This is a genomic window from Bacillales bacterium (assembly GCA_035700025.1).
GTDB lineage: Bacteria > Bacillota > Bacilli > Bacillales > DASSOY01 > DASSOY01.
Genome location: DASSOY010000050.1, coordinates 1 through 18,240, shown reverse-complemented (window position 1 = coordinate 18,240; position 18,240 = coordinate 1). Strand labels below are relative to the sequence as shown.

General features: G+C 50.1%; 19 protein-coding genes. 4 read left to right on the top strand and 15 right to left on the bottom strand.

What is annotated here, in order from left to right:
- A partial coding sequence (locus VFK44_09095) for a hypothetical protein (GenBank protein HET7628528.1) occupies positions 1-290 on the bottom strand: 290 nt, incomplete at its 3' end.
- A gap of 186 nt (positions 291-476) precedes the next feature.
- A complete protein-coding gene (locus tag VFK44_09090) occupies positions 477-2,114 on the bottom strand; it encodes a M20/M25/M40 family metallo-hydrolase (protein ID HET7628527.1) in 1,638 nt (545 codons plus the stop codon).
- A 160-nt stretch (positions 2,115-2,274) separates the two neighbouring features.
- Between VFK44_09090 and namA the strand changes: the two genes are divergently transcribed.
- Entirely contained in the window at positions 2,275-3,294 is a 1,020-nt protein-coding gene (gene namA, locus VFK44_09085) for an NADPH dehydrogenase NamA (protein ID HET7628526.1), read from the top strand.
- Here namA and rnz read toward each other — a convergent pair.
- The 5 genes from rnz to sspJ all read right to left on the bottom strand — a co-directional run bounded on the left by rnz (position 3,291) and on the right by sspJ (position 7,928).
- Positions 3,291-4,199, bottom strand: coding sequence for a ribonuclease Z (gene rnz / locus VFK44_09080; GenBank protein HET7628525.1), 909 nt, complete (start codon positions 4,197-4,199; stop codon positions 3,291-3,293). The genes namA and rnz overlap by 4 nt on opposite strands.
- 59 nt (positions 4,200-4,258) lie before the next feature.
- Complete coding sequence (locus VFK44_09075) at positions 4,259-5,497, bottom strand: DUF4129 domain-containing protein (protein ID HET7628524.1); 1,239 nt, start codon at positions 5,495-5,497, stop codon at positions 4,259-4,261.
- Entirely contained in the window at positions 5,494-6,690 is a 1,197-nt protein-coding gene (locus tag VFK44_09070) for a DUF58 domain-containing protein (GenBank protein HET7628523.1), read from the bottom strand. The genes VFK44_09075 and VFK44_09070 overlap by 4 nt, the downstream gene beginning before the upstream one ends.
- The gene (locus tag VFK44_09065) at positions 6,687-7,634 is read right to left on the bottom strand and encodes a MoxR family ATPase (GenBank protein ID HET7628522.1); all 948 of its coding nucleotides are present in this window, start codon (positions 7,632-7,634) and stop codon (positions 6,687-6,689) included. The genes VFK44_09070 and VFK44_09065 overlap by 4 nt, the downstream gene beginning before the upstream one ends.
- 147 nt (positions 7,635-7,781) lie before the next feature.
- Positions 7,782-7,928, bottom strand: a complete 147-nt coding sequence (gene sspJ / locus VFK44_09060) for a small acid-soluble spore protein SspJ (GenBank protein HET7628521.1) — start codon at positions 7,926-7,928, stop codon at positions 7,782-7,784.
- Positions 7,929-8,100: 172 nt separating this feature from the next.
- On the opposite strand from sspJ, the gene VFK44_09055 reads away from it, so the two are divergent.
- Positions 8,101-8,742: a LysE family transporter gene (locus tag VFK44_09055; GenBank protein ID HET7628520.1), complete on the top strand. Its 642-nt coding sequence runs from the start codon at positions 8,101-8,103 to the stop codon at positions 8,740-8,742.
- Here VFK44_09055 and VFK44_09050 read toward each other — a convergent pair.
- On the bottom strand, positions 8,739-9,920 hold the full coding sequence (locus VFK44_09050) for a DNA polymerase IV (GenBank protein ID HET7628519.1): 1,182 nt from the start codon (positions 9,918-9,920) through the stop codon (positions 8,739-8,741). The two genes, VFK44_09055 and VFK44_09050, sit on opposite strands and share 4 nt — an antisense overlap.
- 102 nt (positions 9,921-10,022) lie before the next feature.
- On the opposite strand from VFK44_09050, the gene VFK44_09045 reads away from it, so the two are divergent.
- Positions 10,023-10,205, top strand: coding sequence for a hypothetical protein (locus VFK44_09045; GenBank protein ID HET7628518.1), 183 nt, complete (start codon positions 10,023-10,025; stop codon positions 10,203-10,205).
- A gap of 99 nt (positions 10,206-10,304) precedes the next feature.
- Here the strand turns inward: VFK44_09045 and VFK44_09040 are convergent, their stop codons facing one another.
- The 4 genes from VFK44_09040 to VFK44_09025 form a co-directional block, all read right to left on the bottom strand.
- A complete protein-coding gene (locus VFK44_09040) occupies positions 10,305-11,426 on the bottom strand; it encodes a M20/M25/M40 family metallo-hydrolase (protein ID HET7628517.1) in 1,122 nt (373 codons plus the stop codon).
- A 76-nt stretch (positions 11,427-11,502) separates the two neighbouring features.
- Positions 11,503-13,050: an acyl-CoA carboxylase subunit beta gene (locus tag VFK44_09035; GenBank protein ID HET7628516.1), complete on the bottom strand. Its 1,548-nt coding sequence runs from the start codon at positions 13,048-13,050 to the stop codon at positions 11,503-11,505.
- Between the two features lie 14 nt (positions 13,051-13,064).
- Positions 13,065-13,907, bottom strand: a complete 843-nt coding sequence (gene mce, locus VFK44_09030) for a methylmalonyl-CoA epimerase (GenBank protein ID HET7628515.1) — start codon at positions 13,905-13,907, stop codon at positions 13,065-13,067.
- Positions 13,908-13,925: 18 nt separating this feature from the next.
- Positions 13,926-15,581, bottom strand: a complete 1,656-nt coding sequence (locus tag VFK44_09025; protein HET7628514.1) for a methylmalonyl-CoA mutase family protein — start codon at positions 15,579-15,581, stop codon at positions 13,926-13,928.
- Between the two features lie 54 nt (positions 15,582-15,635).
- On the opposite strand from VFK44_09025, the gene prli42 reads away from it, so the two are divergent.
- Positions 15,636-15,818 (top strand): stressosome-associated protein Prli42, encoded by a 183-nt coding sequence (gene prli42, locus VFK44_09020; GenBank protein ID HET7628513.1) that lies wholly within the window; start codon positions 15,636-15,638, stop codon positions 15,816-15,818.
- On the opposite strand, the gene VFK44_09015 is transcribed toward prli42, so the two are convergent.
- The 3 genes from VFK44_09015 to VFK44_09005 all read right to left on the bottom strand — a co-directional run.
- Positions 15,765-16,316: a L,D-transpeptidase gene (locus VFK44_09015; GenBank protein ID HET7628512.1), complete on the bottom strand. Its 552-nt coding sequence runs from the start codon at positions 16,314-16,316 to the stop codon at positions 15,765-15,767. The genes prli42 and VFK44_09015 overlap by 54 nt on opposite strands.
- Before the next feature lie 125 nt (positions 16,317-16,441).
- The gene (locus VFK44_09010; GenBank protein ID HET7628511.1) at positions 16,442-16,870 is read right to left on the bottom strand and encodes a BrxA/BrxB family bacilliredoxin; all 429 of its coding nucleotides are present in this window, start codon (positions 16,868-16,870) and stop codon (positions 16,442-16,444) included.
- A 654-nt stretch (positions 16,871-17,524) separates the two neighbouring features.
- A partial coding sequence (locus tag VFK44_09005) for a phosphotransferase (protein HET7628510.1) occupies positions 17,525-18,240 on the bottom strand: 716 nt, incomplete at its 5' end.

Genomic DNA, 18,240 nt, shown 5'->3' with positions numbered 1-18,240 from the left:
TCGTAATGATAAGAGCCTTTAAAGAAATTATAATAATAATTCAACCAGTGTCTCTCGTCGAAAACGGACAGGCTGGCTTCGGCCAATGTTTGTTCTGCCCTATCATAATCTTCACATAGTATATGATACTTTAACTCCAACAGCTTGTAAAACTGTGTCATTTCCTCATTCAAGTGACTGAGATAAAGTGCGCTGATTCTTTCTTTCCTTTCGCTCGCTTTTTCTTTTTCACCTGCCTTCATTAAATCATACCAGCGCAGCAGCAATTCCTTTTGTAAATCAACTTCCATACACTTCACCTCTGGACCCGCTTCAAGTTTTACCGTTTCGACAAGTTTCAGGCGTTTGAACGATTTTTTCTCTGTCACCTTAGGATTTCGACCAATGCCTTTCAGTTCCTGCAACATTTTTTCAAATAATTACAAATCGTTCTATTTTACTACATTTGAATGGGTCTTTTATCCTAATTTTATCACCTATTTGGTAATTTCAGGAGTGTTGTCTTTTAACAATTCCGCAATGGTTTCCCGCAGCATGCCGGGCAATGTCGCAAATGAGTAATCCAGTTGCAGTCGCTCTGTCCATTGATGAGCATCTTTGCCGAGCGGTCCGAGGTTCATGACAGGGATGTTCAACGCCCTCATTGCATCGAAAGGCAAATCATAGCCGTTGCCATATAACGGCATGTTGTTCACGAGCGGGTAAAGGGCGTTCGCTGTTTGGTTCATCCCGGTAAAACTGAGATCCGACAACCCGGGGAAAAACCGCTTATGCTTGAGCGAAACCCCGTGCTTTTTATGGGCGTACTCCATTATATGATTGATGGTTCGCAATATGACCGGTTCGTGCCTCGAAGAGACTGCCGGATAAAATGGCGGATTGTAAAATAAAACGATCATCGGTGACTGGTCTTTGCAAAGGGCAGCCAAATCGAATACCAACCGTGTCGAGAGATCGCGGTCTCCCAATTCCTTGAAATTGGCGATAATGTACGCCTGTCTGCGTTCAATTTCGTCACGGCCGTACCGTTCGACGGCCATGGCCCACAACTTTTCATAAGTCAATACGCGGATGTCAAAGTCGACAGGGTCGAATGATTGCCAGCGGTTATACTGTTTCACTCGTTCCAAATAATGTTTCTGAATTCGTTCCGCGCTTTCGCCGGCCAATTTTAACAATTGATCGGTAATGTTTTCGAGCGGTTGCTCCATCGTCAACAAATTAAAGTTCGTCACCGCCGAATGCGGACTTTGCACGGAATAGCCGTCTTTCAAATCTTTCTGCATGAGATTGGTCGGCGGCGGCGTATTTTCGCCTTCCACCTGCTCGCAAAAGGTTGTATTCAACTCCAGCGCTCGCGTCAGCTCGGATACCATGAAATTGGCGTTCAACCCGGCGAATGGCTCCCCGGCGTGTGTTTCTTTTCCATAACAAAAAAATCCCGGCAGCACTTTGCCGACTGAACCACTGTACACGTAATAATTGTCGTCACCCGGATAACTTGTAAAAATCGGCTCGGAATTCAGGCAGGCCGTGTAGCTTAGGTCATACTTCCCTGCTAGTTCCAACAACACTTCGACCGCCTCGATCATCCCCGTTGAATTCACTTCTTCGTCAGGCACGGACAATAGCATGACATTGCCGTCGAAACGGCCATCACAAGCTTGTTCGATCATCGCCATATGGAGCGCGATTCCCGCTTTCATATCCATCGTACCGCGGCCGAACAGCCAATCGCCGTTTGCGATGTCGTTCGACACTTCCTCGGGAAGATCTTGGCTGCGGCGGAATTCGTTCGTCAACTCTTTCGGACGGAAAGCGAGATTTTTCCATTCCCCGTAATCTTCAACGTCAACCACATCGAAATGACTAACGAGGACGACCGTTTTTCTCGCCCGCTTTTTTTTAACGAGTGCGGTAATGAATTTTCTGCCGTCTGCCGTTGGATGCAGCTGCAAATATTGCGGGTTTTCTTGAAAATAACCGAGCTCACGCAGTCGCAAGTGCAAATATTCGCTGATGGCGATTTCCGCCGGTGATCCCGTTATGCTTTGATATTCGACTAGCTGCGTCAACAATTCCGTCAATTGGTTTTTCGTTTGCCATTGCGCCACGACGACCATCCTTTCCATCTTTTCACTTTATTCAGTTTACTACATCTGCCGTTTTTTTGCCGAGGTTTTCGGTTGCAGAAACAGGATAGATGACCCGGAAAAAACCGCTGTGCTATAATTTTCGGGACACGCAAAATCCTTGTAAAGGACGTGAACACGATTGGCGAAGTTATTTGAACCGATAACGTTTAAAGACGTAACCTTGAAAAATAGAATTGTGATGGCCCCGATGTGCATGTATTCATGCATGGAGGAAGACGGCAAGGTGAATGATTGGCATGTGACGCATTATACGTCAAGGGCCGTCGGCCAAGCAGGACTCGTGATTTTGGAGGCGAGTGCGGTCACGCCGCAAGGACGCATTTCGAAGCAAGATTTGGGGATATGGAGCGATGAGCATGTGGACGGGTTGCGGTCGCTCGTCGCGTTGAACCATGAGCATGGTTCGAAAATCGGCATTCAGCTGGCTCATGCCGGGCGCAAAGCGGAAGTGGACGGACCGATCATCGCGCCGACGGCGGAGCCGTATAATGAGAAGACGAAAGTACCGGATGAGATGAGCCGCGCGCAAATCGAAGAAACGGTCGAAGCCTTCAAGAGCGCCGCAGGGCGCGCGAAGGCGGCGGGATTCGACGTGATCGAGTTGCACGGGGCGCACGGCTACTTGATCAGCGAGTTTCTTTCGCCGCTTGCGAACAAACGGAAGGATGAATACGGCGGTTCGCGGGATAATCGCTATCGGTTCTTGCGCGAGGTGATTGAAGCGGTGAAAGAAGTGTGGGACGGTCCGTTGTTCGTGCGGGTATCTGCGAGCGATTACCGCGAAGGCGGAAATACATCGGAAGATCACGTATATTTCGCAAGCCTAATGAAAGCGCAAGGGGTCGACCTCGTCGATTGCAGTTCAGGAGGCGTAGCCCCGGCACGTGTGAATGTGTACCCCGGTTACCAAGTAAAATTTGCTGAACAAATCAAACACGGAGCCGGCATCGCCACCGGCGCCGTCGGTCTCATCACCGAACCGCTGCATGCCGAGGAAATCTTGCAAAACGACCGCGCAGATCTTATTCTATTGGCGCGCGAACTGCTGCGTGACCCGTATTGGCCGCTGCGCGCGGCGCGCGCACTCGGCGAGCCCATCGATGGGCCGCGACAATACTTGCGCGGCTGGCAAGCTTAAACCGGAAAGCTCCAAAAGTCTTCAGCTAAATGGGAAGCGGGAAAAATCTCCCTCGCTTCCTGCACGAATGCCTCTTCCATGCCTTTGTATCGAGAACTTACATGCGTCATGATCAGCGCGCCCGATGATGCGGCGCGCGCTTTTTTTGCCGCATCGACGGTCGTCGAATGAAAGTAGCGATGGGCCCGCTCGGCATCCGCTTCCATGAACGTCGCCTCATGCACGAGCACGTCAACTTGGTCCGCGAGCTTATCGATCGCCCGACACGGACGCGTGTCGCCGAGAATCGCTGCCTTCTTCCCCCGTTTCAACGGTCCGACATAATCCGGCCCGTGAAACACTTGACCGTCCTCAGTCGTCACCGTTTCCCCGTTCTTCAACCGCTTGTATAGGGGACCGGGCGGCAGCCCTTCCGCCTTTAACCGTTCAGCGTCGAGCGCGCCAGGACGGTCTTTTTCGACAATCCGGTATCCGAAAGAGGGGATAACGTGTTCCAACTGAGCCGCTTCCACCGTCAGCGAATCGTCCTCAAAGACTACACCTTCGTGTACCTCTACAATCGAAAGCGGATAGCGTAAATACGTTCCCGAAACTGAGAAAGCCGTTTCGATGAAGCGGCGAACTCCTTTCGGACCGTAAACGGTCACCTCCGATTCGTCCTCTTGAAACGATCGGCTTGCCAGCAGTCCGGGCAGTCCGTAAATATGGTCTCCGTGCGTATGCGTAACGAAAATTTTTTCGATTTTGCTCAATTTCAACGGGGTTTTCAAGATTTGTTGCTGCGTGGCTTCTCCACAGTCAAACAACCAAATGGCGCCGCGCTCCGGCATCCGCAAGGCGATGGATGTCACGTTGCGCTCGTTCGACGGAACGCCCCCGCCCGTTCCAAGAAAGTACAAATCCAAGTTGCAATCCCCTTCCATCTAAACACTGCTGTTGTTTCGGTTGTCCATCCCCTCCTATTTTATCGTTTAAATGGACGAGGCGCAAAATGCCTCTTTCGTTCATATTTCGTCTTTGCCTCAGCCATCATGGCATCGACGGCCGCCTCGTAATCCGCCCATTCGGACAATGAGAGCAATTGGCCGCCGTAGCGCACCTTTACATAGCCGGAAGCGACTTTTTCTTTTGCGTCATCAGAAAGGTCAAGATCGGCAAACCACTCGGATACCGTTTGTCCTTTACGCCGGCCGATTCCGAGCCGCGAAAATTGTTTGTGCAGTTGGAATAGTTTTTTTCGCACACGATTTTTCGGCGAACGTATGCGTCGCCTCCGCATATTCGTATCGATTTTCAAAGGGCGGGAGGTTTCCATCGATTTCGCCGCTTGTTGCCGCTTTGTCTCGCCAAGATTGATCTTCTTTTTCGCATAAAGAATTGCGGTTAGAAGAAACAGAATGATGACGGTGATCCAAAAGACGGTCTCCCACGAGAACGAGTCGTGGCCGCTCAGGCGAGAAAGATTCGAATGGATGATCGGCGTGACGCTTTTCAATCCGGAATCGCTGTTCGTCAACTTCGACGACCCAAGATTGCTTAAATGCAAGAGGGAAACCAACCAATAGACCGCAATGCTGATCACCAAGCCGATCGTACGTACAAATCCTTGCAAAATCGAGATGACGAACCATTTAACGACGGGAAAAAGGAATACGATTCCGACGGAAACAGCCGTCAACACCGCAAACGTTCCGCCAATCCATTGAAAAAGGGCTGATGGACGAGTACCAGCGGCAAAAGTAGCAGCCGCTCTTGTGGCGAACAAAAACAGCAATTGCAAAAAGACGACGAGAAACAAGACAGCCGTCGAATCCGCGGACAGCGACACAAAAAGCGCTAGGATCAATGACAATATAAAAACATACAAGTCGTTGAATCGATCGTCCGGATGAGCATCAGTAAGCAGAAAACTTTTGAACGAGCGCCACCCTGCGGCTAGCGAAATAAGAAGGGCGACAAACGGCGAAAAGCCGAGCATCCACGCGAACAGAAAAAGGGCAGCAGAAACGATGAGCAGCACAAGAAAGGATAATTGTTGCAAACGTTGTGCGAAAATAGCAAGGATTATCGCAGGAAAAAGGTAAGCCAAAATGAAAGCAACCGCATGCGCCGTCATCTTTTCCGGAGATTCAAAAAACATCAGGACAATAAACAACGTAAAGCCTTCGAAACAGTAACGAAACAGGTTAGCTGCGGTTGTCATAAAACAGCTTCCTTTCGCTCGCAAAAAGCGGTTATGTACGCCCCGTTCTCATCGGAACGAACGGTGAACATCGGACGGCCCGAGCGTCTCCATTTCGATAAGGTGCCTTGCTTGTGTAAGGACGGAAAATGAGTGTTTAAAAACGAGACACGGTCATCAAAATGGGGGTTGTCAGCCTCTTTCAACAACCAATCAGGCGGAAGCGTGAGACTGAACTTTTGAATGCGAGCAAGCAGTTCATAAGCTTTCGCCAATTGTGTGCGTCCCTTTCCGGCAGGCAGATGAAGCAGATTGTGCCTTCCGAAAGATTTGATGTTCGTATACAATTCAAATGGAATGTCGTTGTCGTCTGCATACTTGCACAAGTAAGCAAAACAACTGATTTCTCGTTCAAGATCGGCGGAATTCATAGTTCTTTTATCAAAATACAACAACAGCGACCATGTCATCCCGTTCGTCGCCTGCAACTGCTTCGTTTGCAACTGCCCGCTTTTCGCGGAAGCTTTCCAATGAATACGGTTAAAGGGATCAGTGCGCACATAATTTCTCGTCCCTACGGGGGATAACAAGTCTTCATTCAGCGAAACATTCGTCATTCTCTCCCCGTGGCGCAATGAGGTGATTTTCTCCAAACCGTTTACCGGGATCAGATCAGGATAAACGATCACATGCGTTTGAAAAATCCGGTCAAGGTTCATACGCACTTCTCCCAAACCGAACCAATCTTTTACAACCACTTGTATGTCGACGAGCTTGACTGCCGCGCGCTGATGAGCTGTTAAATCAAAGACGATTTCTTTCTCACTTTTTGGATCGATGAACATACTTCTCTTGTACAGGATGGTCGTTTTGCCGGATTCAAGCCATTCATTGTTCAACGTAACGACTTTGTCGAGACGAAACATTAACGTGAGGTTCGCCAGCGGAAAAGGTGCCGTATTAATGATCGTTACATTTAACCGATCTCGATCGCAAGGGAACAGCCGGATGAATCGTTTTGGATTTCTCAAACGAACGGACTGCCCGATGACTTTCAAATAAAAATGGGTCCACACCTGATACACGATGAGAAGCAGGGCCAACAAAAAAAGCATCCGGACATTGGCGAAAATCGCGATGATTGTCAACACAGCGGAAATGACAGAAAACAAGCTTCCGTGCCGCAGATCGTACTGAATTCTCCACTCTTTCACTGCTCTGCCCCTGCCTCAACCGGCACCTCAATGCCTTCCAACAGCTCCTGGAATAGTTCATGCTTCGATTTTCTCATTTCTCCTTCCAAACTCAATACGATCCGATGCGTCAACACGTGCGGAGCAAGTGATTTTACGTCCTCAGGAATTGCATAGCCGCGCCCTTGCGTCCATGCTTTCGCTTGTACGCAGCGCATTAATGCAAGCGTCCCTCTCGGGCTGACACCGACGGAAATCATTTCTGACGCTCGTGTCGCTTGCACGATATCAAGCATATAATCTTTGATTTCCTCCGCTATCGTCACTTCGCGCACTTCGTGTTGCATCTCGGTGATGTCATCCAACGACAGCACAGGAGTCAACGTTTCGAACGGTTCAGCCTTTCGGTAGCGCGCGAGCAATTGTTTTTCCTCTTCTCTGGAGGGATAGCCGGTTCGCAATTGCAGCAAGAATCGATCCAACTGCGCTTCAGGTAACGGGAACGTCCCATGCGACTCGATCGGGTTTTGCGTTGCGATCACCATGAAAGGAGATTGAATTTGCATCGTCTTTCCTTCGATCGTTACTTGTCCTTCCTCCATCGCTTCCAGTAAACTCGATTGGGTTTTCGGCGTCGCGCGATTGATTTCGTCAGCAAGCAGCACGTTCGTCAAGAGAGGACCCGGCCGCAATTCGAATGTTTGTTCTTTTGGGTTGAAAAACTCAATCCCCGTCACGTCGCCGGGCAAAACATCAGGCGTAAATTGAATGCGGCGAAATGCCCCGTCGATCGATTTCGCAATGCTTTTGGCCAATAACGTTTTTCCCGTACCGGGAACGTCCTCAAGCAGAACGTGACCTTTGCAAAGCAGAGCGATCATGATCAATTCTGTCGCTGTTTCTTTCCCTAACAACACTTTGCCTATCTCTTGTTGAATGGCTTCTAACCTTTCATTTCGAATGATCCCCGCCTCCGTTTCATCATTGAATGAATAGACTGAAGAATTCGTTCACTCGTCCTAATGATAGCGCAAGCGGAGGTGAAATTCATCCATTTTTTGCAGGATACGAAAAAACCCCCGCCGTTAAAACGACGGGAGTCGAGAGGAGAGTCAGCGCGACTGATTTTCTTCGTACTGTTCCTTTTCCACGGCTTCCTGGAGCGGGTCGTTTTGCAGTTCGCGTTCCGCTTCGCTCAAGCCTTCCTGCTTCACCTGTTGTTCGTCTTTCGCGTTTTGGCGGTTTCTTTGTTCAGGCATGTCATCACCTCTTTTTCCTTTTTAAGGTTAACATGCCACCGAATGCGAATGATTATGCACAAGGTCTTGTCTTTCGACGTTCTAAACCGCGGAAACAAAGATAAACATGGTAAAAAAAGCGTCTTGGACAACGGCGGCGGCAAACTTTACTTCAGGCGAAAGGGGGAGTTGTATGTTCACTTCGATCATGAACCCTTTGATGATCGGTTTATCTTTGGCGGCACCGATGGGACCGTTAAACGTAGAAGCGATGAAACGCGGCATCGAAAGAGGATTTTGGACGGCTTGGCTTATCGGCATCGGCGGTTTGGCAGCCGATATCGGATTCATGGTGCTCGTTTGTTACGGCGGGTTACCGGTTTTGACAACGACCGCGAATCAAATATGCCTTCATTATTTCGGATTTGTTTTTTTAACGGGAATCGGACTGTACAGCTTGAAGTCGCAAGTGTTTCCGCAACATTTGCCTTTACGCTCAGAACAGGTGAAAAAGAACGCTCGCGCACTTCTCGTTGGTTTTATCATTGCCGCGTTGAATCCGATCAATATTTTTTTCTGGGTAAGCATTTACGGTTCGATTTTGACACGCCCTGTCAACGAAGGCGACGCTCTGTTCCTTTGGTTCAACGGAGGTTTCGTCGCCATCGGCGTCGCCGTTTGGTATTTCAACTTGGCGTTGGCTGCCCATTTCGTTCGGCGGGTGATTCGGCCGCGATTTTTACGCCTGTTAAATGTTGCCGCCGCCTGCATCCTCATCGGATACGGCATCCGGTCTGCCTTGACGGGGACTAAATTGTTGACCGCCTTGCTTTAAGAATTGTTACCGCGTTTAATTACGCTTTCCCCGTACTTCGCACGGATATGATTCAAAGCTTCATCGAGCGCTTCCTGTTTCATTCCTGCTGCTTCTTCTGACGGATACGAGAACAGGTCCAATTGTTTTGAAGCTTCTTCTTTGTTTTCCAGTTCATGCGCGGTAATCCCAAGCAATCGAACCGGACGTCCGCTCCAATGTTGCTGCATAAGACGATGCCCCGCGGCGAACAAATCGGAATCGGCATCCACGGGGTTGGCCATTCGTTGACTGCGCGTGATCGTTTTTCTATTGTTGTACCGAATCATGAGTTGAACGTTCCAGGCGACACAGTTCTTCCGTTTCATACGGCGGGAAACCGATAAAGCGAGCTTTTTCAGAACGGCATGAATTTCATCTTTGTCCGTCGTATCGGCCGGCAATGTCGTCGAATTGCCAATGCTCTTGAATTCGGACTCCGCCTCGGGATCGACGGGCCTTTGATCGATCCCATTGGCCCGCAGTTTCAGGCGCGGACCGTTAATCCCGAGCGTGCTTTTCAACAGAAACGGCTCAGCCTTCGCCAAATCACCGACCGTGACAATGCCGACGCGATTCAGTTTTTCTTCGGTTTTGGCACCGACACCGTGCATATTTCCTACTGTCAACGGCCAAAGTTTGTGCGGCACGTCGCGTTTCCGCAAAACCGTGATGCCCGAAGGCTTTTTCATGTCTGATGCCGTTTTTGCGAGATATTTGTTTGGGGCAATGCCGATGCTGCACGGTAAACGCAACTCGCGCTGCATCCGATCCTGAATTTGTTTCGCCAACGCCAATGGGGATCCTTGCAATACGTCTGTTACGTCAAGATACCCTTCGTCGATAGATACACGTTGAACAAGCGGCGTATACCGGCGCAACAGTTGAAAAATAGCGGCGGACGCCCTCCGGTAACGCTCAAAATTCGGCTGCATGACAATCAAAGTCGGACACAGCCGTTTCGCCTGGGCAACAGTCATCGTCGTTTTCACGCCGAAAGCTCTCGCTTCATAACTGCTCGTGACGACAATCCCGTGCCGCGTTGTTTCATCGCCCGCGATTGCCAACGGTTTCCCTTTCAATTTCGGATTGAGCGCGATTTCCACAGAGGCATAGAAACAATTCATGTCCACGTGAAAAATCACCCGGCTGTTGCCCATGGAAAATTCCTCCGAAAAAATAAGAATATTTTGCTAAAAGCATGGTAATGAAATTTCAACTATGCTACGATGAACGCAATACACTTTGAGGTGGCGATGAAGATGTCAATATCGACAAAGTACGATCGCCTGTTAGCTGAAATTCAAGACGCCAATCAGCTTTATGTTGCGAAAAACGCATCGTCGCCGACCATTTCTGAACTCTCAATGATAACAGGAGTTTCCGAAGAACACATTCTCGAATCGATGGAATTCGGGCAAAAGTATCCCGAATACGTTTGTTGACGATCATAAACATCACCGAACAGTTATGGTTGGGACATCCAATTCACGACGAAGACATCCGCCCCTCGCGGCCGGACGTTTTCGTTTTTTATTTTGCGTTTATGCGCTTGCGGCCGCTTCGTCGATAATCGCTAACACGAGTTCCGCCGCTTTTTCCAATTCTGAAATTCTCAGTTGCTCGTTCGTTGTATGAATATTTTCGTAGCCGATCGCGAGATTCACCGTCGGCACGCCGAGCCCGTTAATATTGTTCGCGTCGCTTCCCCCGCCGCTTGCATGAAGCTCCGGCTTGCGCCCGATTTTCTTCACAGCGGCTTTCGCCGTTTCAACCACAGGATCTCCATCTTCGAATCGGTAGCCCGGATACATCAGCTTAACGTTCACATCGGCAGATCCGTTCATCTTGCGCGCCGTTTCTTCAAACGCCGTTGTCATCTGCTCCACTTGCTTTTTCATCTTTTCCTCATCAAGCGACCTGGCCTCAGCAATAATTTCAACGTGATCGCACACAATGTTCGTCTGACTTCCGCCGCGGAAACTTCCGATGTTTGCCGTCGTCTCGCCGTCGATCCGTCCAAGCGGCATTTTCGCTATCGCTTTCGCCGCAATCGTGATCGCCGATACGCCTTTTTCCGGAGCCACACCGGCATGCGCCGTTTTTCCGTAAATGTCGACAAACAACTTCGCTTGCGTCGGCGCCGCCGCAATAATATTCCCTACGTCTCCATCACTGTCGAGCGCAAAGCCGTATTTCGCTTTCAGCAGCGACGCATCGAGCGCTTTTGAGCCGACCAGACCGGATTCTTCACCAACCGGTATCACGAATTGCACCGTTCCATGCGACCGGTTTTCTTCTTTAAGCACCCGTACCGCCTCAAGGATCGCGGCGATTCCCGCTTTGTCATCCGCTCCGAGAATCGTCGTGCCGTCACTCTTAATCACATCGTTTTCGATTTGCGGTTTGATCCCTTTCCCGGGTACGACCGTATCCATGTGCGAAGTAAAATAAATCACGTCGGCATCTTCGCGGTCTCCCGCCAAGGTGCAGACTAGATTCCCCGCGCCGTGACCCGTCTGTTCTGCTGCGTCGTCTTCCTCCACTTTCAACCCGAGTTCGGTAAATTTCTCACTCAATACATTGCAGATGGTTCTTTCGTTTTTTGTTTCCGAATCGATTTGCACGAGTTCAAGAAACTCTTGTACCAAACGTTCTTTGTTCATCCTTAGTCCATCCTTCCATCGCTTGAACTGTCCTTAGTTTAACATAAAGAAAACCGACGTTTCCGTCGGCACGAGCTTATAATGGGATGTTGCCGTGTTTCTTTGCCGGTCGTTCTTCACGTTTGTTCGCCAGCATCTCAAGGCCTTGCAGCAGCTTCATTCGCGTTTCCCTCGGATCAATGACGTCATCAACCATCCCGTTGGCTGCCGCGATATAAGGATTCGCAAACCTTTCCCGGTATTCCTGGATTTTCGCGGCTCTAGTCGCTTCCGCATTGTCACTTTGTGCGATTTCCTTGGCGAAAATAATGTTCGCCGCCCCTTCTGGCCCCATGACCGCGATCTCCGCATTTGGCCAAGCGAAGACGAGATCGGCCCCGATCGATTTGCTGTTTAAAGCGACATAGGCGCCGCCGTAAGCCTTTCGTAAAATGACCGTGAGTTTCGGCACCGTTGCTTCTGAATATGCATATAAAATTTTCGCCCCGTGACGAATGATGCCCCCGTGTTCCTGCTTGATTCCCGGGAAAAAGCCAGTCACGTCTTCAAACGTAATGATCGGAATGTTGAACGAATCGCATAAGCGGATGAATCGCGATGCTTTGTCAGAAGAATCGATGTCAAGACCCCCGGCCATCGTTTTCGGTTGATTGCAGACAAGCCCGATCGTTTGACCGCCGAGACGGGCAAAGCCGACGACAATGTTTTTCGCGAAATGTTTATGTACTTCAAAAAACGTATCGTCGTCAACGACTTCGGAAATGACGTGACGTACGTCATACGGCCGTGTGGGATCGAACGGAACTTTATCTGGAAGATCCGGCAAATGATCGCCGCTTGCCGAACATTCCGCAACCGGCGGCCGTTCGTTATGATTTTGCGGCAAATAGCTTAACAGCTTCCGAACTTGCTGCAGCGCTGCTTCTTCCGTTTTTGCCGTGAAATGGGCGTTTCCGCTTTTCGAGCTGTGTACCTTCGCACCGCCAAGATTCTCGCTGGATATGTCTTCACCGGTCACTGTTTTGATGACCTTCGGACCGGTAATAAACATTTGGCTCGTGTTCTCGACCATGATGACGAAATCGGTAATCGCGGGCGAATAAACCGCACCACCCGCGCACGGCCCCATGATTACGGAGATTTGCGGAATGACGCCGGAATAAATCGAGTTGCGGTAAAAAACATGACCGTAGCCGTCGAGTGATACGACGCCTTCTTGAATGCGTGCGCCGCCGGAATCATTCAGACCGATAAAAGGAACGCCGTTCTTCGCCGCCAAATCCATCACGTGGGCGATTTTTTTCGCATGCATTTCGCCGAGTGCCCCGCCGAATACCGTAAAATCTTGGGCGAACAAGTAAACGGCTCGTCCGTTGATTTTCCCGAAACCGGTGACAACTCCTTCTCCCGGCGCATCCGTATTTTCCATGCCGAAATGCGTGCCGCGATGGCGAACAAACGGATCCAACTCAACGAAGCTGCCTTCATCGAGCAACACGTCAATCCGCTCCCGCGCCGTCAACTTGCCTTTCTCATGCTGTTTCGCAATGCGTTCGTCGCCGCCGCCAAGCTCCACTTCCCGGCGCTTGTCGTACAATTCGTTGATCTTATCGAACATATCCATGAACGTTTCTCCTTTCAGCCTTCATTCCCGCTGCGCTCGGTCAATTCCACCAGCACACCGCTCGCTGCTTTCGGATGAACGAAAGCAACGTTTGCACCTTCCGCGCCTGTCTTCGGCTTTTCGTCGATCAGTTGCACGCCGCCGGCTTTCCATTCCTTGAGCCTCGCCGCCAAATCATCCACTTCGAGGGCAACATGGTGAATGCCTTCGCCGCGTTTTGCGATGAACTTCGCGATTGGACTGTCATCCGCTGTCGGCTCCAACAGTTCGAATCTCGTTTCGCCGACCGACAAAAAGGCCACTTTCACTTTCTCGCTCACGACTTCCTCGACCGCTTCAAGCTTCAAACGCAAATGATTGACATAGAACGGCAAAGCCTCATCTAGCGACGCGACCGCGATGCCGATATGGTCAATCTTGCGCGGCGGCTGCCGATTTTCGTCTGCTGCCGCGATCCCGTCTCTTTCATATACGCATTGCTCGATAAATTTCGCCGTTTCCACCGTCGGTGTCCCCGGCGTAAAGACTTTCCGTATTCCGCTGGCTTCCAACTGCGGAATGTCTTCCCACGGAATGACCCCGCCGCCGACGACGATGATGTCTTCGGCTTCTTTTTCCTTCAACAGTCTGACGACTTCCGGAAACAACTCGTTATGGGCACCGGACAAACACGAGAGACCGATCGCATCCACGTCTTCCTGTACGGCTGCCGCCGCGATTTGCGCCGGCGTTTGCCGCAAACCGGAATAAATGACCTCCATGCCATAGTCACGCAGCGCCTGTGCGATAATAAGCGCTCCGCGATCATGGCCGTCCAAACCCGGTTTTGCGATCAACACGCGTATCGGCTTCTTCATCATACCGCCTCCTCATCCCTAGATCCCAGCATATTCTCCGAATTCTTCACGCAAAACGCCGCAAATCTCGCCGATTGTGCACAAATCTCGGACACACTCAATGATGAGCGGCATCAAATGATCATCTCCGCGCGCTCCCGCACGCAGCGCTTGCAAGCGATCGCCAACCTTGCTCTCGTCACGCTTCGCGCGCAGCCGCTCCAACTTCTCGCGCTGCTTCTGCCCGAGCGCGGTATCGACTTTGTGCAACTCCGGCTTTGGCTCATCATCGACCTTAAACCGGTTCATTCCGACAACTGTCGCCTCGCCGCTCTCGATCGCCTTTTGCGTATCGTACGCCGCTTCATGAATCTCCCTTTGCATGTACCCTTCTTCGATCGCTTGAACCGCACCGCCGTACTCGGCGATTTTCGCCAAATAGTCTTCGGCCGCTTTCTCAAGTTCGTCGGTGAGCGTCTCCACGTAATACGATCCGCCAAGCGGATCGACCGTGTCAGCGACACCGCTTTCATGGGCGAGAATCTGCTGCGTGCGCAACGCGATACGTACTGAATCTTCCGTCGGCAAAGCCAACGCCTCGTCCCGCGAATTCGTATGAAGGCTTTGGGTTCCTCCGAGTACCGCCGCCAAAGCCTGTATTGTAACCCTCACAATATTGTTGTCCGGCTGTTGCGCCGTCAACGTCGACCCGCCGGTTTGCGTATGAAAACGAAGCTGCCAGCTTTTCGGATGTTTCGCGCCGTATTTTTCTTTCATGATTTTCGCCCACATGCGCCGGGCGGCGCGAAATTTAGCAATTTCCTCGAAAAACTCATTATGCGCATTAAAGAAAAAGGACAAACGTGACGCGAATTGATCGACATCGAGACCGGCCTGCAAAGCCGCTTCAACATAAGCCATGCCGTTCGCAAGCGTGAAAGCCAGTTCCTGCGCTGCTGTGGCACCAGCTTCGCGAATATGGTAACCGGAAATGCTGATTGTGTTCCAACGAGGCACATGTTCCGCGCAATAAGCAAAAATGTCGGTAATGATCCGCATGGAGGGTTTCGGCGGAAAGATGTACGTCCCTCGCGCAATATACTCTTTTAAAATGTCGTTTTGAATCGTTCCAGCAATGTCAGCGGGATCGACGCCCTGCTTCTCCGCAACGACGATATACATGGCAAGCAAAACGGCAGCGGGTGCGTTGATCGTCATCGACGTACTGACACGATCGAGCGGAATTTCCCGTAAAAGCGCTTCCATATCTTCCAATGAATCGATCGCAACGCCAACTTTACCGACTTCTCCGCTCGCCATCGGATCGTCGGAATCATAACCGATCTGCGTCGGCAAATCGAACGCGACCGACAATCCGGTTTGCCCTTGCTCAAGCAAATAGCGGAACCGCTTATTCGTTTCTTCAGCCGAACCGAAACCTGCATATTGCCGCATTGTCCAATATCTTGCACGATACATCGTCGGTCGAATGCCGCGCGTATACGGATATTCACCCGGCAAACCGATCTCCCGGACATAGGATTCATCCGCATGCTCGGGTACATACAACCGATCGATTGGAATACCCGAGCTCGTTTGAAACACTTCTTTTCGTTCCGGAAACCGCCTCATCAACGCTTCCGTTTTTTCTCTCCATTCACGGTACGCACGTTCAAAGCTTTCATCATTCCCCATGCCGTCCGCCTCCTTCGATCCCTTAAATTCCTCGATGCCATTATACCATTTATTGTGCGAGAGCGCTTACATCCTGCCATACTAAGAGTTGTCCGCAGCGGGGATTCTTGGGTACAATGGAAACAAAAAAGAGGAGAGATGGCAATGTCGCGGAAAACGATCAAGTTCGTCGTTTACATCATGTTATTCAGCATGTTGATCATGACGTTTCTCGCCGGAATATCCAGCTTTATTTAACGCGCCGTGAACAATCGCGATTTGCTTGAACGAACGATCGGTCGATACGATCAGCACCTTCGTACCGAGCGGGACGTGACGGTACAACTGTTGAACGTCCTTTTCATACATGCGCACGCAGCCTGCCGATTGATGCGAACCAATTGCAGCGGGATCATTGTTTCCGTGAATACCGTATATACGGCCGTCGGTATTGCGCGCATCGATCCCGATCCAGCGTGAACCAAGTGGATTTTCTTCAGAGCCGCCGGGAATTTCTTTTTTCCGATAGTATGGATTTTTAGCTTTAACGACAACCGTAAACTCACCTTCCGGCGTCCATTTCGCACTTTTTCCCGTCGCCACCGGATAAATATGCTTGATTTCATTTTCGTTGAAGAAAGCTAGGCGATTCGTCCGCTTGTTGACGATCACATATGGATCTCCCGGCACAGGATTTTCGCCGATCGGCCATAAATACGGAGATACGAGAAGGATGATGAGCAAACCCGTTTTCATAAACTTAGCCCCCTTTTCGTAATAGGTTGAACGAATTCAGGAGGCATCATGTAAAAAAAGTGGATGGATCCCCACCCGCGAAAAAACGCACCCGAGCGCGCCGCCCGAGTGCATTTTTTTATCACTTATACATGTTCATCAAGGAGCTGCTGCAACTTGTTCGCCACGTCGATAGGTTGATATCCTTCGATTTGATGCCGTTCGACCATTTCGATGATCTTTCCGTCCTTCAATAAGGCGAAAGACGGCGAAGACGGTGGATAACCGGTAAAATACGACCTGGCCCTTTCAGTGGCTTCCTTGTCTTGTCCGGCAAAAACCGACACATAGCGATCGGGTTTCTTGTCGTAATTATAAATATATGCAGCTGCCGGACGCGCCACACCACCGGCACACCCGCAAACAGAATTCACGGCCACGAGCGTCGTTCCTTCCGCGGTCAAAGCCTCGTCCACTTTTTCAGGGGTCGTCAATTCTTCATACCCCGCCGTTTTCAATTCCTCACGGCATCTTTTCACATGATCCGCCATGAGCAAATCATAATCCATACTCACTCGACTCGCTCCTTTGCCTATAAGGTTGCTTCCATTTTAACGCTTGTGAAAAGAAAATCCAAATCTCGAATCCGATTCTTTCCCACCAACGAGCACGAAAGGGGTTTCAATTCGGTATTGAAAACAGGATCCAATTGCGATTTTGCCATTTTCACGCTTTCACTTGTGAGAGCGTTCACATCATTTGAAGTCTGATGTGAATTCGCCGGGTTTCCGTTACACCCGAGACCCAAAAGACCAATAACGACCAGACCACATAATGTTAGTTTTAATCAATTTAGATGCTCCTCTCGATTCCATCTGAACGTTTGAGGTTGAATACATGTTTAGGACATGCTTCTAAAATGGATAACCAATATCGAATATAACATTAACCCGTAAATTACTTTCTCGTTTCAATTAGGGATTCGTTCAATTTGAAATGTCGTCGATCCCCGGGGGTTATTACGCTGCTGGGGGTCGGCGAAGCTTCAAAAGTGCTCCAATTGGCAAGATCCACGCCGTTTGCCGGGGGACGGAAGCACTCCCACTTTATCTTCCGGCTGCATAAGCTGTACCAACCAACATCGTTCGGGAAGGAGCTTAGCTATGGCGGAATGGATTCTTTACCTCGTCCTCTTTATCTTGTTGATCATCGTCTTGATCATTCTTTAATCAGAACCATTGATCGCCGTTCAAATAAGGAACGTCATTGACAAGTTTTGGTTTCCGTTCTTTCATGAACGAACCGGCCCAACCGGTGAGCTTGTTTTCGTCAAGACCGCTTTTTTGTATCGCCGCGTACACTTGCAGTTCCCTGAGTTTTAAAAAGTAAGGCAACCATTCGCCGAGACCAGCCGGAGCCGAAAGTACGGTTTCGTAGCCGTTCAGAAATGACTCGTAAAAAATTTGAGCGGTCTCACAGCGCTTTGTCTCTTCCCCGTCAGGGGGAATGGCATAAAAAAGCGCCACCGCAATGTCCTCGGCAAACCAAGAATATTTGCAATCGTCAAAATCGAAGAGGGTCAGCGAATCGTCGGTAACGAAAAAATTGCCGCGATGAATGTCGTCGTGAATCAGGCCGTAACGATCGCGGTCTTGCGGCAATGCCGAAAAATAATCAAGAAGTGCCTTAAATTTGTCGGACAGCCAAGCTTCGCTTGTTTGAAGGTCCTGCCGCAAAACAGCTTCCCAATCGTGTCTCACCGCCGATGCTTTCGGCTCATACGTCCGGGTCAACTTGTGCATTTTCCCCATGATCTTTCCAAGGGTATGGAACAATTGATCATTCCAGTCTTCCGGTTTAGCCGGACCGCCGGCCGCTTTCGCAAAACAAACCGCATGGAATTCGCCCGCTGTCGTCCGGAGCGATTCAACCAGTCGATCATTCA